This window comes from Pseudomonas sp. 22085, assembly GCF_052045815.1.
Lineage (GTDB): Bacteria > Pseudomonadota > Gammaproteobacteria > Pseudomonadales > Pseudomonadaceae > Aquipseudomonas > Aquipseudomonas glycinae.
This window is the reverse complement of the sequence record NZ_JBQEQA010000016.1, coordinates 99,032-114,809: the sequence shown is the minus strand read 5'-3', so window position 1 is coordinate 114,809 and position 15,778 is coordinate 99,032. Positions and strand designations below refer to the sequence as shown.

The 15,778-nt window shown below is 60.1% G+C and carries 10 protein-coding genes; 7 read left to right on the top strand and 3 right to left on the bottom strand.

The window, feature by feature from the left end:
- The first annotated feature begins 11 nt into the window (after positions 1-11).
- Together ACTJK7_RS20250 and ACTJK7_RS20245 are read left to right on the top strand one after the other, a co-directional pair.
- Entirely contained in the window at positions 12-1,376 is a 1,365-nt protein-coding gene (locus tag ACTJK7_RS20250) for a DUF1329 domain-containing protein (RefSeq protein WP_064383977.1), read from the top strand.
- Positions 1,377-1,563: 187 nt separating this feature from the next.
- On the top strand, positions 1,564-4,299 hold the full coding sequence (locus ACTJK7_RS20245) for a LuxR C-terminal-related transcriptional regulator (protein WP_108563221.1): 2,736 nt from the start codon (positions 1,564-1,566) through the stop codon (positions 4,297-4,299).
- A 96-nt stretch (positions 4,300-4,395) separates the two neighbouring features.
- On the opposite strand, the gene ACTJK7_RS20240 is transcribed toward ACTJK7_RS20245, so the two are convergent.
- Entirely contained in the window at positions 4,396-9,255 is a 4,860-nt protein-coding gene (locus tag ACTJK7_RS20240; protein ID WP_108563220.1) for a M10 family metallopeptidase, read from the bottom strand.
- 215 nt (positions 9,256-9,470) lie between these two features.
- Here ACTJK7_RS20240 and ACTJK7_RS20235 point away from each other — a divergent pair, with 215 nt between their 5' ends.
- Together ACTJK7_RS20235 and ACTJK7_RS20230 are read left to right on the top strand one after the other, a co-directional pair.
- Positions 9,471-10,115: an MBL fold metallo-hydrolase gene (locus ACTJK7_RS20235; RefSeq protein WP_108563219.1), complete on the top strand. Its 645-nt coding sequence runs from the start codon at positions 9,471-9,473 to the stop codon at positions 10,113-10,115.
- A gap of 113 nt (positions 10,116-10,228) precedes the next feature.
- Positions 10,229-10,960 (top strand): OmpA family lipoprotein, encoded by a 732-nt coding sequence (locus ACTJK7_RS20230; RefSeq protein WP_007956806.1) that lies wholly within the window; start codon positions 10,229-10,231, stop codon positions 10,958-10,960.
- 67 nt (positions 10,961-11,027) lie between these two features.
- Here ACTJK7_RS20230 and ACTJK7_RS20225 read toward each other — a convergent pair whose 3' ends face one another.
- On the bottom strand, positions 11,028-11,462 hold the full coding sequence (locus ACTJK7_RS20225; RefSeq protein WP_039766275.1) for a YhcB family protein: 435 nt from the start codon (positions 11,460-11,462) through the stop codon (positions 11,028-11,030).
- Positions 11,463-11,606: 144 nt separating this feature from the next.
- Between ACTJK7_RS20225 and ACTJK7_RS20220 the strand changes: the two genes are divergently transcribed.
- From ACTJK7_RS20220 to zapE, 3 genes are all read left to right on the top strand, one after another.
- Positions 11,607-12,236, top strand: a complete 630-nt coding sequence (locus tag ACTJK7_RS20220) for an alpha/beta hydrolase (RefSeq protein WP_108563712.1) — start codon at positions 11,607-11,609, stop codon at positions 12,234-12,236.
- A 24-nt stretch (positions 12,237-12,260) separates the two neighbouring features.
- Positions 12,261-13,616, top strand: coding sequence for a tryptophan--tRNA ligase (locus ACTJK7_RS20215; protein ID WP_440780760.1), 1,356 nt, complete (start codon positions 12,261-12,263; stop codon positions 13,614-13,616).
- A 90-nt stretch (positions 13,617-13,706) separates the two neighbouring features.
- Positions 13,707-14,801 (top strand): cell division protein ZapE, encoded by a 1,095-nt coding sequence (zapE, locus tag ACTJK7_RS20210; protein WP_011335877.1) that lies wholly within the window; start codon positions 13,707-13,709, stop codon positions 14,799-14,801.
- Between the two features lie 62 nt (positions 14,802-14,863).
- Here zapE and ACTJK7_RS20205 read toward each other — a convergent pair whose 3' ends face one another.
- The gene (locus ACTJK7_RS20205) at positions 14,864-15,760 is read right to left on the bottom strand and encodes a GlxA family transcriptional regulator (protein WP_170928984.1); all 897 of its coding nucleotides are present in this window, start codon (positions 15,758-15,760) and stop codon (positions 14,864-14,866) included.
- Positions 15,761-15,778 lie beyond the last annotated feature (18 nt).

Genomic DNA, 15,778 nt, shown 5'->3' with positions numbered 1-15,778 from the left:
CGAACGAATTTATGAAAATAACAAAGAGTCTGTTCCACGCCGGTGTTCTGAGCCTGTCGCTGCTGGCGACCGGCGTCATGGCGGCGGTGCCTGCCGCCGAAGCGGACAAGCTGGGCAAGAGCCTGACCCCGATGGGCGCCGAAATGGCCGGTAACGCCGACGGCTCGATCCCGGCCTGGAAACCGATGCCGAAAAATGCCGGCACCGTCGACAGCAAAGGTTTCCTGTCCGATCCGTACGCCAGTGAGAAACCGCTGTTCACCATCACCAAGCAGAACGTCGATCAGTACAAGGCCAAGCTCGCGCCGGGCCAATACGCGATGTTCCAGCGCTATCCTGACACCTTCAAGATGCCGGTCTATCCGTCCCATCGCGGTGCCACCGTGCCGGATGCGGTGTTCGCAGCCATCAAGAAGAACGCCACCACCACGACCCTGGTGTCGGGCGGTAACGGTCTGGAAAACTTCGATACCGCCGTGCCGTTTCCGATTCCGAAAACCGGTGTGGAAGTGATCTGGAACCACATCACCCGCTATCGCGGCGGCAGCGTGACGCGTCTGGTGACCCAGGCCACGCCGCAACCGAACGGCTCGTTCAGCCTGGTGTACTTCCAGGACCAGTTCGTGTTCCGCGACAAGATGAAGGATTACGATCCGGCGAACCCGGGCAACATCCTGTTCTACTTCAAGCAGAAAGTGACCGCGCCGGCACGTCTGGCCGGTGGCGTGCTGCTGGTGCACGAAACCCTCGACCAGGTGAAGGAACCGCGTTCGGCGTGGGTCTACAACGCCGGTCAGCGTCGTGTGCGCCGCGCACCGCAAGTGTCCTATGACGGCCCGGGTACCGCGGCGGACGGCCTGCGTACCTCCGACAACCTGGACATGTTCAACGGCGCACCGGATCGCTACGACTGGAAACTGGTCGGCAAGCAGGAGATGTACATCGCCTCCGACAGCTACAAGCTCGACGATCCGAAACTCAAGTACACCGACATCATCAAGGCCGGGCACATCAACCAGGATCTGGCGCGTTATGAACTGCGTCGCGTCTGGCACGTGACCGCGACCCTGAAGGAAGGTCAGCGTCACATCTACGCCAAGCGTGACTTCTTCATCGACGAAGACACCTGGCAAGCCGCTGTCATTGACCACTACGACGGTCGTGGCCAACTGTGGCGCGTCGCCGAAGCGCACGCCGAGAACTACTACGACAAGCAAGTGCCGTGGTATGCCCTGGAAACCCTCTACGATCTGCAATCCGGTCGTTATCTGGCGCTGGGCATGAAGAACGAAGAGAAGCAGGCGTATGACTTCGGTTTCAGCGCCAACACCAGCGACTTCACCCCGGCTGCCCTGCGTCAGGATGGTGTTCGCTAAGCAGCTGTAAACCGAGGCCGCATCCTCGTGAATACGCCCCGACTGGTTCGGGGCGTTTTTTTTGCTATCAGTTTTTCCGTAGGCTTTTTGTAGCCATTTGTAGCAACGACCTTCATAACCGCTCCGTTTAAGGCTAGTCTGCGGACATCTGCTACGCCGCCAACAGCCATACGAACAAGAGCCGGCCATGACTGATCTGTCCCCACTTCCGGGTCCCGCAAGCGTTGCCGTCGCGGCACTGGACGGGCGTTTTTTTCGCCCGCCGCTACCCGATGGCTACGTGCTGCGACCCCGTTTGTGCGAGCGCCTGAGTGCGGGGCTCGGAGGGCGCCTGTTGCTGGTCAGCGCACCGGCCGGTTTTGGCAAGAGTTCGCTGGCGGTGGAGTTCTGTCAGAGTTTGCCGGCGCACTGGCAAAGTCTGTGGCTGGGCCTGAGCGCTCGCGACAGTGACCCGGGACGCTTCCTCGAGCGCTTGCTCGAGGGGCTGCAAGACTACTTTCCCGAACTCGGCAGCCGCGCACTCGGCTTATTGAAAATGCGCCAGCGTCATCAGCCATTCGCCTTCGAGGAATGGCTCGACGGCTTGCTCGATGAACTGGCTCTGCACCTGCTACCGACCTCGCCGTTGCTGCTCATACTCGACGATTACCACCTCGCGCAAGGGCCGGTGCTTGATCGTTGCCTGCAGTTTTTCCTCAACCATTTGCCCGATGGTCTGCTGGTCATGGTCACCAGTCGGCAGCGCCCGGACTGGCACCTGGCCCGTCTGCGCCTGTCGCGCCAGTTGCTGGAACTGCACGAACAGGATCTGCGCCTGACCCACGATGAAGCCCTGGCACTGCTCGATCGTCACAGCAGCTCACTGCGTGGCGAGGCGCTGGAAAACCTGATCCAGCGCAGCGAAGGCTGGGTGGCCGGGTTGCGATTCTGGCTGCTGGCGATTTCTGAAGCCGGCACCGAATCGGCCTTGCCTCAAGCGTTGAGCGGCGGGGAAGGGCTGATCCGTGAATACCTGCTGGAGGAAGTCATCGACTGCCTGCCCGCCGTGGTGCAGGCGTTCCTTTATGACACCGCACCGCAGGAGCGCTTTTGCAGCGAGCTGTGCGACGCGGTGCGCGAATCCCATGACAGTGCCGAGATCCTGCGTTTTCTCCTGGCACATCAGGTATTCCTCGTGCCGTTGGACGAGCACGGGCACTGGTATCGTTATCACCATCTGTTTTCGGATTTGCTGCGCAGTCGTCCCGTCGCCGGGGCGCTGGTACCGGCGGCCACGCTGCACCTGCGCGCTTGCCGCTGGTTCAATGCCCAGGGCCTGCTGGATGAAGCGGTGGAACAGGCATTGCGTGCAGGGCATCTGGACGTTGCGGCGAATCTGGTACAGAACCTGTCCGAAGAACAACTGCTGGCCGAGCAGAACGTCGGCATGCTGCTGCGCTGGAAAATGGACTTGCCTGACAGCCTGCTGATCAGCACCCCTCGCCTGATCGTGTTGTACAGCTGGGCGTTGGGACTGGCCTGTCAGCTCGACGCGGCCGAAGAACTCGCCAGTCACCTGAGCCGGTTTCTGCCGGCACCTTCTGCCACTGCACAGAAATCGATGTTGGCCCAATGGCTGGCGCTCAAGGGCATCATCGCCCGTGGGCGGGGCCATCGCGAGCAGACCATCGAATACTGCAGCGAGGCACTGGAAAGCCTGCCGGCCAAGCGCTACGGCCAGCGCCTGATGTGCCTGTCGACCTTGTCCAACCTCGCGATCGCCGACGGTGATCTGTGGCGTGCACGGGGCCTGAACCGCGAGTCGCTTGAACTGGCGCAGCGGGTCGGCAATCCATTGTTCGAGGCGCTGGCGCATTACGATCGTGCCCGCGTCCTGCAGGCACGGGGCGAAATCCTGCGCGCGCTCGATGAAGTGCGCCAAGGGCTGGAGCGCTTGCGCGGCTTGTCCGTACAGCGGTTGTACGCGGTGCGTGCGCGACTGACGCTGTACGAGGGTTTTCTGCTGGCCATGCGGTTGCAGCCGCAGGCGGCAAGGGTGCGATTGCAGGCAGGCCTGACTGAAGCGCGGGCCTGTCGCGACATCAGCGTGCTGATCGGTCACTGCGTGATCGCCCGCCTGGACGGCAACAGCGGCGATTTTGCCAAGGCCTTTGCCGAGCTGGCCGAGGCCGAACGCCTGATGCACATCTGGGACGTCCCGCCGATCTACTACCTGGCGATGATCACTCTGGTCAAATGTGAACTGTGGCTGGCCCAAGGGCGCATCGATCTGGCCGAAGCCTGGCTGGCGCGATTGGGCCAGACCTATACCGGTGAACGTGCTGCGGCTCCGCCGGAGTTTCATCCGCAGTTGCCGTTGCATGTCGAATTGCAGCAGGCGCTGCTGGATGTCATTCAGGGGCAGCCGATGCTTGCTGAGGGTCGGCTGAACGTGCTGCTGGAGAACGGCCAGCAAACCGGACGACAGCTGCTCAGCGTGATGGCGTTGACGCAAAAAGTGGCGTTGCTGCTGGCGGATGGGCGCGAACCCGAAGCCCGCAAGGCGTTGAGTCAGGCGCTGGAAGCGGCGGCCGGCGGGGTCCTGCAACCCTTCGATGCGCTGGTCAAAGAACATGCGGACTGGCTGCGGGGGCAATTGTCTCTGACCGCACCGACACCTGTCGGTCAGCAATTGCTCGAGCATTTTCCCCAGACGCCGGCTCGCTCGACTGCGGAGTCGGCCGTCACTGAACAGCTCAGCAGTCGAGAGCTCGCCGTTTTGCGGTTGATTGCTCGGGGTTGCTCGAATCAGGAAATCAGCGATCAGTTGTTCATCTCGCTGCACACGGTTAAAACCCATGCCAGCCATATCAACAGCAAGCTGGGAGTGGAGCGCCGGACACAGGCGGTGGCGCGGGCCAAAGAACTCGGAGTTTTGAGCTGAGACTTCGGGCTCGATCAAGGCAAACAAAAACGCCCCGAATCAATCGAGGCGTTTTTGTTGTATGACCCGCGAGCGGGCCGGGGGGAAAACGTTGTATCAGGCGACCAGATCGTTGGTGTTGAAGTCGTTTACGCCCACCAGCTGGATTTCAAAGTCTGCACCAGCGTTGCCACTGACGTTGCCCGATAGTACGTGGTCGATGAAGCGCAGTTGACCTGCTCCGGTGAAATCGGCAGCACCGATAAAGCTGAACCCGTTGAAACCGGCAGTCAGCAAGTTGGCATCAAACTGAGTCAGGTCGATCTTGTCTCCCTGCAGGCTGTTGAAGTCAGTGATGACGTCACGGTTGGCTCCGATGCCCATTTGATTGACCGCCGCAAACACGAACGTGTCGGCCCCCGCGCCACCCGTGAGGATGTCGGCCCCGGCACCGCCGTCGAGGACGTTGTTGCCCGAGTTGCCGGTGATCTGGTTGTTCAGTGCGTTGCCGGTACCGTGCAAGTTGGCGCTGCCTTGCAGGATCAGGTTTTCGACATTGTTGGTCAGGGTGTAATCGACCGACGCGTACACATAATCGATTTCCGATGCCGAAGTGCCGTTCTCGATGACCACGTCACCGACGTTGTCGACCACATAGATGTCGTTGCCGGCACCACCGTTCATGGTGTCGGCGCCGGCGCCGCCATTGATGATGTTGTTGCCGGCGTTACCGGTGATCACGTTGTTCAGCTCGTTGCCGTTACCCGACGTGTTGCCCATGCCGGTGAGCACGAGATTTTCGAGATTGGCGCCCAGTGTCCAGTCCACGGAGGACTGAACGGTGTCGATCTCGCCGACCACGGTGCTGGTTTCGAAGATTGCATCATTGATGCTGTCGACGATGTAGGTGTCGTTGCCGGCACCACCGACCAGAACGTCGCCGCCACCGACGCCGCCATCGAGGATGTTGTCGCCGGAGTTGCCGGTAATCAGGTTGGCCAGGCTGTTGCCGGTACCGTTGATGTTGGCGGTGCCCTGCAGGGTGAGGTACTCGACGTTGGCGCCCAGGGTGTAACTGACTGTCGAGTAGACCGAGTCGATTTCCGAAGCCAGTGTGCTGGTTTCGATGATCACGTCACCGACGTTGTCCACCACATAGATATCGTTGCCGGCGCCGCCAACCATTGTGTCGGCTCCGGTGCCTCCGTTGAGGAGGTTGCTGTCGGCGTTGCCGATCAGGGTGTTGTCGAGGCTGTTGCCAAGCACGGTGAATACGCCGGCCCCCAGCACTGCGACGTTCTCCATGTTGTTCAGATTGCTCTGATTCAGGTCAATGGTATTAGTCTGCGCCGTGGCATTGAAGGTGATGGACAGGGTGTCGGTACCTTCATTGGCCAGTTCCTGCACCAGTGCCAGTTCGCCGAACTGGTCGAGGCTGTAGGTATCGTTGCCCTTGCCACCGATCATGGTGTCGAGGCCGGCGCCGCCGTCAAGAACGTTGTTGCCATCGTTGCCGGTCAGCACGTTGTTCAGGCTGTTGCCGACCGCGAAGGTGTTGCCGGTACCGGTCAGCGTGATGTTTTCAATGTTGGCGCCCAGCACATAGGAAACCGAGGCCAGGACACTGTCGATCTCGCTCGCCAGGGTGCTGGTTTCGACGACGACATCCCCGGCGTTGTCGACGATGTAGGTGTCGTTGCCTGTCCCGCCAATCAGGATGTCGGCCCCGGCACCGCCGTCGAGGACGTTGTTGCCCGAGTTGCCGGTGATCTGGTTGTTCAGTGCGTTGCCGGTACCGTTGAGGTTGGCGCTGCTTTGCAGGATCAGGTTTTCGACATTATTGGTCAGGGTGTAGTTGATCGACGCGTACACATAATCGATTTCCGATGCCGAAGTGCCGTTCTCGATGACCACGTCACCGACGTTGTCGACCACATAGATGTCGTTGCCGGCACCACCGTTCATGGTGTCGGCGCCGGCGCCGCCGTTGATGACGTTGTTGCCGGCGTTACCGGTGATCATGTTGTCCCGCTCGTTGCCGGTGCCCGAAGTGTTGCCGGTGCCGGTGAGCACGAGATTTTCGAGGTTGGCGCCCAGCGTCCAGTCCACGGAAGACTGGACGGTGTCGATCTCGCCGACCACGGTGCTGGTTTCGAAGATTGCATCATTGATGCTGTCGACGATGTAGGTGTCGTTGCCGGCCCCGCCGACCAGAACGTCGCCGCCGCCGACGCCGCCGTCGAGGATATTGTCGCCGGAGTTGCCGGTAATCAGGTTGCCCAGGTTGTTGCCGGTACCGTTGATGTTGGCGGTGCCCTGCAGGGTGAGGTACTCGACATTGGCACCCAGGGTGTAGCTGATCGACGAGAGAACGGTGTCGATTTCCGACACCAGGGTGCTGGTTTCGACGACGACATCCCCGGCGTTGTCGACGATGTAGGTGTCGTTGCCGGTCCCGCCAATCATGATGTCGGCCCCGGCACCGCCGTCGAGGACGTTGTTGCCCGCGTTGCCGGTGATCTGGTTGTTCAGCGCGTTGCCGGTACCATTGAGGTTGGCGTTGCCTTGCAGGACCAGGTTTTCGACATTGTTGGTCAGGGCGTAGTCGATCGACGCATACACATAGTCGATTTCCGATGCCGAGGTACCGTTCTCGATGACCACGTCGCCGATGTTGTCGACCACATAGATGTCGTTACCGGCGCCACCGTTCATGGTATCGGCCCCGGCGCCGCCATTGACGATGTTGTTGCCGGCGTTACCGGTGATCACGTTGTCCTGCTCGTTGCCGTTACCCGACGTGTTGCCCATGCCGGTGAGCACAAGATTTTCGAGATTGGCGCCCAGTGTCCAGTCCACGGAGGACTGAACGGTGTCGATCTCGCCGACCACGGTGCTGGTTTCGAAGATTGCATCATTGATGCTGTCGACGATGTAGGTGTCGTTGCCGGCACCACCGACCAGAACGTCGCCACCACCGACGCCGCCATCGAGGATGTTGTCGCCGGAGTTGCCGGTGATCAGGTTGGCCAGGCTGTTGCCGGTACCATTGATGTTGGCGTTGCCCTGCAGGGTGAGGTACTCAACGTTGGCGCCCAGGGTGTAACTGACCGTCGAGTACACTGAGTCGATTTCCGAAGCCAGGGTGCTGGTTTCGATGATTACGTCGCCGACGTTGTCCACCACATAGATATCGTTGCCGGCGCCGCCAATCATGGTGTCGGCACCGGTGCCACCGTTGAGCAGGTTGCTGTCGCCATTACCGATGAGAGTGTTGTCGAGGCTGTTGCCAAGCACGTTGAACACGCCGGCCCCCAGCACTGCGACATTCTCCATGTTGTTCAGATTGCTCTGATTCAAGTCAATGGTGCTGGTCTGCGGCGTGGCATTGAAAGTGATGGACAGGGTGTCGGTACCTTCATTGGCCAGTTCCTGCACCAGTGCCAGTTCGCCGAACTGGTCGAGGCTGTAGGTATCGTTGCCTCTGCCACCGATCATGGTGTCGAGGCCGGCGCCGCCGTCGAGGACGTTGTTGCCATCGTTGCCGGTCAGCACGTTGTTCAGGCTGTTGCCAACCGCGAAGGTGTTGCCGGTACCGGTCAGCGTGATGTTTTCAATATTGGCACTCAGCACGTAGGAAACCGAGGCCAGGACACTGTCGATCTCGCTCGCCAGAGTGCTGGTTTCGAAGATGACATCACCGGCGTTGTCGACGATGTAGGTGTCGTTGCCGGTACCGCCCACCAGAATGTCTGCACCCGCGCCGCCATCAAGGATGTTGTTGCCCGAGTTGCCGAAGATCTGGTTGTTCAGCGCGTTGCCGGTACCATTGAGGTCGGCGCTGCCTTGCAGAGTCAGATTCTCGACATTGTTGGTCAGGGTGTAGCTGATGGATGCGTACACCGAGTCGATTTCCGATGCCGAGGTACCGTTCTCGATCACCACGTCACCGATGTTGTCGACGACATAGATGTCGTTGCCTGCGCCGCCGTCCATCGTGTCGGCACCTGCCATGCCGTCGAGCAGGTTGCTCAGGTCATTGCCGATCAGGGTGTCATTGAACGCCGAACCGTAGGCGTTTTCGATTTTGGTGCCGTAGGCAATGGCCAGCCCTTCGTTGAACGAAGTCATGGTATCGGTTTGCAGGAATGCCTTACCGATCTGGCTGAATGCGCCTTCGTTCAGGTTGATACGTACGGCCTGAAGCTGGTTGCTGCCGTCGATAGCATCGACGCCGCCGGTATCCCAGATGGTTTCGAAAACCGATTGGTCTGGAGCCCAGTTGTAAAAGTTGTTGCCTGACTGATATTGGGTATTGGCACCGTACAGTTTCTGGATCGCCAGAATGTCCAGCAGCATCGGAGTGGTCGGCTGGTAGGAGTAGGAGTCGTTGTAGCTCATCACCGTGTACCGGACATCGTCCAGGGCCGGGGTGAGGATGGTGCGGTTATCGCTGCTGGCTTCAAACGGATGCTTGAGGCCCAGGGCATGGCCGATCTCATGCACAAAAGTCAGATAGTCGTATGAACCTTTGACCGGGGACGGATCGTTGGTCTGCGGGCCTATCCAGACATCGCCTGCTACCGGGGTTTCATCCGGGAAGTATGCCCATGCCGCATATTTTGAGTCCATGCCCAGATAACCGCCAAAACGCAGGTCGCCTACGCTGGAGATGGATTCCTGCACACGAGTGAACTGGAGATTGGCAACGGAGCTCCACATGCTCAGAGCGCTGGTCACCGCATTTTCCTGAGCCGTGGACAGGGTGAACCCGTTCAGATACTCATTATTAGGGCTGTAGTCGCGAGCAAAATAGGAGTTGTTGGTGGTGACGAAGCTATAGGTCAGCAGGGTCGGGGTGCCGCTTTTGTGAAACAGCGTCCCTGTCCAGTAGTCACCAGCCAGAAGGCTGTCGAGTGCCTTGTTGCCGGTCATCGTCGTGAACGTGGTGTAGGAATATCCGGTTGGAGTAGGCATATTGGTTCCTGAATGCTCTGCGGCCTTTCCGTATTGCGACCGCTACAAAGAAAGCGATTTTGCACGAGAATTTTCAAATTGACATCATTTGGCCACTATTTTGATTAGTGGCGTCAGAATACTGACCCGGCGACCTGTATCGGCAGTTGACGTAGAATTCTGAAGACTCGCGCTGCGCACGTTTCGGCGCCTGCTCATCGATTCGGGACTATTCAATGACCGCTGTGACAACTGCCTTGATTCGCGAAACCTTCCCCGTCGGCCCGCTCCAGTGCAACTGCACGATCATCGGCGACCCGATCACCAAAAAAGCCATCGTCGTCGACCCGGGCGGCAATCCCGATCTGATCATGGCGCGCCTCGATGCGCTGGGCCTGAAAGTCGTCAGCATCATTCACACCCACGCGCACCTCGATCATTTCCTTGCCTCCGGGCAAATGAAGGAAAAAACCGGCGCGACCCTGCATTTGCACAAGGAAGATCAGTTTTTGTGGGACAACCTCGAGATGCAATGCCAGATGTTCGGTGTGCCCTACACTCCGGTGCCGTCGCCGGATCGCTGGTTGAGCGACGATGAAGAACTGGCTTGCGGCTGTGGCGTGGCACTGCACACGCCGGGGCATACGCCAGGTTCCATGAGCTTCTGGTTTTCCGAGGCTAAGCTGTTGATAGCCGGCGACACGTTGTTTCGTCGCGGAGTAGGGCGCACGGATTTGTGGGGCGGCGATCAGGCGACCATCGTGCGATCGATCAAGCAGCGGCTGTACACCCTGGATGAAGACGCGACCGTTGTGGCCGGGCATGGTCCGGATACGCGTCTGGGGGATGAAATGCGTGAGAACCCGTTTGTGCGTGCCTAAACATTTTGTCACGGGTGCCCGGCGGAATTTTTGTGCATTGTCATGATCCAACGCCCGCACGGGCCAGTTGCCAATGGCCGCTGCACCACAGAATGCAAAAGTAGGAGCACTCCATGTTCACCACGCGTCGTTTGATTATTGTCGCTACTGCCGTGGCCGTTTTGTCCGGCTGCGCCTCGCCCAACCCGTATGACAACCAGGGTCAGGCCGACGGTGGCTCCCAGGGCATGAGCAAAACCGCCAAGTACGGTGGCCTCGGTGCACTGGCCGGCGCGCTGGCCGGTGCCGCCATCGACCACAACAACCGCGGCAAGGGCGCGCTGATCGGCGCGGCCGTCGTCGGTGCCTCGGCCGCCGGTTACGGCTACTACGCCGACCAGCAGGAGAAAAAACTGCGCGCCAGCATGGCCAACACCGGGGTTGAAGTGCAGCGTCAGGGTGATCAGATCAAGCTGATCATGCCGGGCAACATCACCTTCGCCACCGATTCGGCGAACATCGCTTCCAGCTTCTATCAGCCGCTGAACAACCTGGCCAACTCCCTCAAGGAGTTCAACCAGAACCAGATCGAAATCGTCGGCTACACCGACAGCACCGGCAGCCGTCAGCACAACATGGACCTGTCCCAGCGTCGTGCGCAGAGCGTTGCCACCTACCTGACTTCGCAAGGCGTCAGCGGTGCCAACCTGAGCGCCCGCGGTGCCGGTCCGGATAATCCGATTGCCAGCAACGGTGACGTCAACGGCCGGGCGCAGAACCGCCGTGTCGAGGTCAACCTCAAAGCCATCCCTGGCCAGCAGTACGGTGGTCAGCAACAACCGGGCACGGTTCAGCAGTACCCGTAACCGTCAGGTACAAAAAAGCCCCCGGACAAGTGATTGTCCGGGGGCTTTTTGTTGGCGCGAAGGCTGATTACTTCTTCAGACCGTAATGCTCGTCGAGCATGCCCGGCGAGTTCGGGGTCTTCGGCGCGTAGTCACGCGGCGGCTCCTGATCCCGTGGTGGCGTCAGGCGTTCCCGTGGAGCCTGTGCTGCTTCGGAATGCAGCGAGGCCAGCAGGCGTTGACGAGTCTGCTCGTCCAGGGCCAGGCGGTTGGCACCCTCGGCGAGGTGATCCTGCACTTCCTGATAACTCTGGGTCAGTTTCTTGACCAGATTGGCGGTGCTGTTGAAGTGGGTCACCACTTCATTCTGATAACTGTCGAAACGTTCCTGAATATCGTCCAGTTGACGCTGCGTGCGGCTGGGCGCGGCGTTCGGCGCAACGCGAGCGATCAGGAAACCAATGGCGACACCCACAACCAGGGCAAGAGTCGGTAACAACCAAACTAAGAGCGAGTGTTCCACGAGTCCTTCCTCTATAAACGGCTTTGCTTTACGTTAACGGCTCGAACCTGCGCTGTATACCGCGATTCACTCGCAATAGACTGGCACAGACAATTTGCTAGACGAGTCGACCCGATCCGAGGTCACGGAGTTCCTTCCTTGCTGATGCGTGAAACCCCTGTAGTGATTGATGGCCCTGTGGGGCAACTTGAGTCTTTGTATCTGGACAACGAGCAGCCTCGCGGTGTCGCACTGATCTGCCACCCCAATCCGGTGCAGGGCGGCACCATGCTCAACAAGGTCGTCTCGACCCTGCAGCGCACCGCGCGCGACGCAGGCCTGATCACCTTGCGCTTCAACTATCGCGGCGTCGGTGCCAGCGACGGTTCCCATGACATGGGCACCGGTGAAGTCGATGACGCCCAGGCCGCTGCTGCATGGCTGCTGGAAAAACACCCGGATCTGCCGCTGACCCTGTTCGGTTTCTCCTTCGGTGGATTTGTTGCAGCAAGTCTCGGCGGTCGTCTCGAATCTCGGGGCATCACGCTCAAGCATCTGTTCATGGTCGCGCCGGCGGTGATGCGTCTGGGTGATCAGGATCAATTGCCGCAGCAGGGTGAGCTGACGGTGATCCAGCCGGAAACCGATGAAGTGATCGATCCGCAGCTGGTCTACGACTGGTCTGAAAAACTCCCGCGCCCCCATGAGCTGCTGAAAGTGGCAGAATGCGGACACTTTTTTCATGGCAAGCTGACCGATCTCAAGGATCTGATCCTGCCGCGTCTCTCGAATTGATTGCAGTCTGACAAGCGATTACCCATGACGAACCGTACCCGCATCCTCACCGGCATCACCACCACCGGCACCCCGCACCTGGGCAACTACGCCGGCGCCATCCGCCCGGCGATTCTCGCCAGCCGCGACAGCAACGCCGATTCGTTCTACTTCCTGGCCGACTATCACGCCCTGATCAAGTGCGATGACCCGCTGCGCATCCAGCGCTCGCGTCTGGAAATCGCCGCGACCTGGCTGGCCGGTGGCCTGGATGTGGATCGCGTGACCTTCTACCGTCAGTCCGACATCCCGGAAATCCCCGAGCTGACCTGGCTGCTGACCTGCGTGGCCGCCAAGGGCCTGCTCAACCGCGCCCATGCTTACAAGGCTTCGGTGGACAAGAACCTCGAGAGCGGCGAAGACCCGGATGCCGGTATCACCATGGGTTTGTACAGCTATCCGGTGCTGATGGCGGCGGACATTCTGATGTTCAACGCGCACAAGGTACCGGTCGGTCGCGATCAGATCCAGCACGTGGAAATGGCCCGTGATATCGGCCAGCGCTTCAACCACCTGTTCGGCCAGGGCAAGGAGTTCTTCACCATGCCCGAAGCGCTGATCGAGGAGAGCGTGGCCACGTTGCCGGGCCTGGACGGTCGCAAGATGTCCAAGAGCTACGACAACACCATCCCGCTGTTCACCAGCGCCAAGGACATGAAGGACGCGATCTCGCGGATCGTTACCGACTCCAAAGCGCCGGGCGAAGCGAAAGATCCGGACAACTCGCACCTGTTCACCCTGTTCCAGGCGTTCGCCACACCGGCGCAGGCCGACGAGTTCCGCAGCGAGCTGCTGGGCGGTCTGGGTTGGGGCGAGGCGAAGAACCGTCTGTTCCAGTTGCTGGACAACGAGCTGGGCGAGTCCCGCGAGCGTTATCACCAGTTGATCGAACGTCCGGCAGATCTGGAAGACATCCTGCAACACGGCGCCAAAAAGGCCCGTGCGGTGGCGACGCCGTTCCTCAACGAGCTGCGCGAAGCGGTCGGCCTGCGCTCCTTCGTCAATCAGGTTCAGGTGGCCGCGACCACCAAGAAGAAAGCCGCGAAAGCCGCACGTTTCGTCAGCTTCCGTGAAGAAGACGGCAGCTTCCGTTTCCGTCTGCTGGCGGCTGACGGCGAGCAACTGCTGTTGTCGCGCAACTTCGCCGACGGTAAAACCGCCGGTCAGGTGACCAAGCAGCTGCAATCGGGTCAGGCGCTGGATGTACGTAGCGAAGACCTGGGCTTCAGCGTGTGGCTGGAAGGCGAGTGCGTCGGCGACAGCCCGGCGTTCGCCGACGTGGCTGCGCGGGATGCGGCTGTCGAGGCGTTGCGGATCGCTCTGACACCGGTTCAGGAATAATCAACGGGCCGGCCCGACCAAGGGCCGATTGCCATTCCCACGGGCCATCGCTACAGTGACGGCCCGTTTTTGTTGCCTTGCTAACGAATTATGACGCCCCTAGAACGATATCAAGCTGATCTGAAACGCCCGGACTTCTTCCATGATGCGGCGCAGGAAACTGCCGTGCGTCATCTGCAACGCCTGTACGACGATCTGATCGCGGCCGAGCAGAACAAGCCGGGTTTGCTGGGCAAGCTGTTTGGCAAGAAGGATCAGACGCCGGTCAAGGGCCTGTACTTCTGGGGCGGCGTGGGTCGCGGCAAGACTTACCTGGTGGACACTTTCTTCGAAGCGCTGCCATTCAAGGAAAAGACCCGCACTCACTTCCACCGCTTCATGAAGCGTGTGCACGAAGAGATGAAGACCCTCGGCGGCGAGAAAAACCCGCTGACCATCATCGCCAAGCGCTTCGCGACCGAATCACGGGTCATCTGCTTCGATGAATTCTTCGTCTCCGACATCACCGACGCCATGATCCTCGGCACGCTGATGGAAGAACTGTTCAAGAACGGCGTGACCCTGGTCGCCACGTCGAACATCGTGCCGGATGGCCTGTACAAGGACGGGCTGCAACGCGCGCGCTTCCTGCCGGCCATCGCGCTGATCAAGCAGAACACCGAGATCGTCAACGTCGACAGCGGCGTCGACTACCGTCTGCGCCACCTCGAACAAGCGGAGCTGTTCCACTATCCGCTGGACGAAGCCGCCCACGAAAGCCTGCGCAAGAGCTTCCGCGCGCTGACGCCTGAATGCACGGCGGCGGTGGAAAACGATGTGCTGATCATCGAGAACCGCGAAATCCGTGCCCTGCGTACTTGCGATGACGTGGCCTGGTTCGACTTCCGCGAACTGTGCGACGGCCCGCGCAGCCAGAACGACTACATCGAGCTGGGCAAGATCTTCCACGCCGTGCTGCTCAGTGGCGTGGAGCAGATGAGCGTCACCACCGACGACATCGCCCGACGCTTCATCAACATGGTCGACGAGTTCTACGACCGTAACGTCAAGCTGATCATTTCTGCCGAAGTGGAGTTGAAAGACCTGTACACCGGCGGACGTCTGACGTTCGAGTTCCAGCGTACCCTCAGCCGTCTGCTGGAAATGCAATCCCACGAATTCCTGTCCCGGGCACACAAGCCTTAAGCGGATTCGGCAAACAAAAAGGGCCTGCAGATGCAGGCCCTTTTTTGTGTCTGGTCGAATCGTCAGGCCGCTTGCTGGAACTGCTGCCGGTACTGGTTCGGCGACAGTTCGGTGTGCTGGCGGAACAGGCGTGCGAAGAAGCTCGCATCGTCGTAGCCGACTTCGTAGCTGATGGTCTTGATGCTCTTGCGACTGCCGGAGAGCAAGCCCTTGGCGGTCTCGATGCGCAGCCGTTGCAGGTAGTGCAGCGGTTTGTCGCCGGTGGCGGTCTGGAAGCGGCGCATGAAGTTGCGGATGCTCATGCCGTGCTCGCGGGCCACGTCTTCGAAGCGGAACTTGTCGGCGAAATGCTCTTCGAGCCAGTGCTGGATCTGCAGGATGATCACGTCCTGATGCAGTTTCTGGCCGCCGAAACCGATGCGTCCCGGTGCGTAGCTGCGTTGGACTTCATAGAGAATGTCGCGGGCCACAGCCTGAGCCACGTTGGCGCCGCAGAAGCGCTCGATCAGGTAGATGTAGAGATCGCAGGCCGAGGTTGTGCCGCCGGCGCAATACAGGTTGTCGGCGTCGGTCAGGTGCTTGTCCTGATTGAGATAGACCTGCGGGAAACGCTCGGCGAAGGCGTTGAAGAAGCGCCAGTAGGTGGTCGCTTCCTTGCCGTTGAGCAACCCGGCCTCGGCCAGCCAGAACACGCCGGTGGCCTCGCCGCACAGCACGGCGCCCCGGGCATGTTGTTCGCGTAGCCACGGCAGGATCTGTGGATAACGCCGACACAGCGTATCGAAATCGTCCCAGAAGGCTGGAAGGATGATGACGTCGGCGTTTTCCAGGCCGCCGTCCACCGGCATGATCACGTCACTGAAGCTGTTCACCGGTTTGCCGTCAGGGCTGACCAGGCGGGTTTCGAACGCCGGAGTCAGGCCATGGCCCAGTTGTTTGCCGTAACGCAGGCTGGCCAGATGGAAGAAATCCTTGGC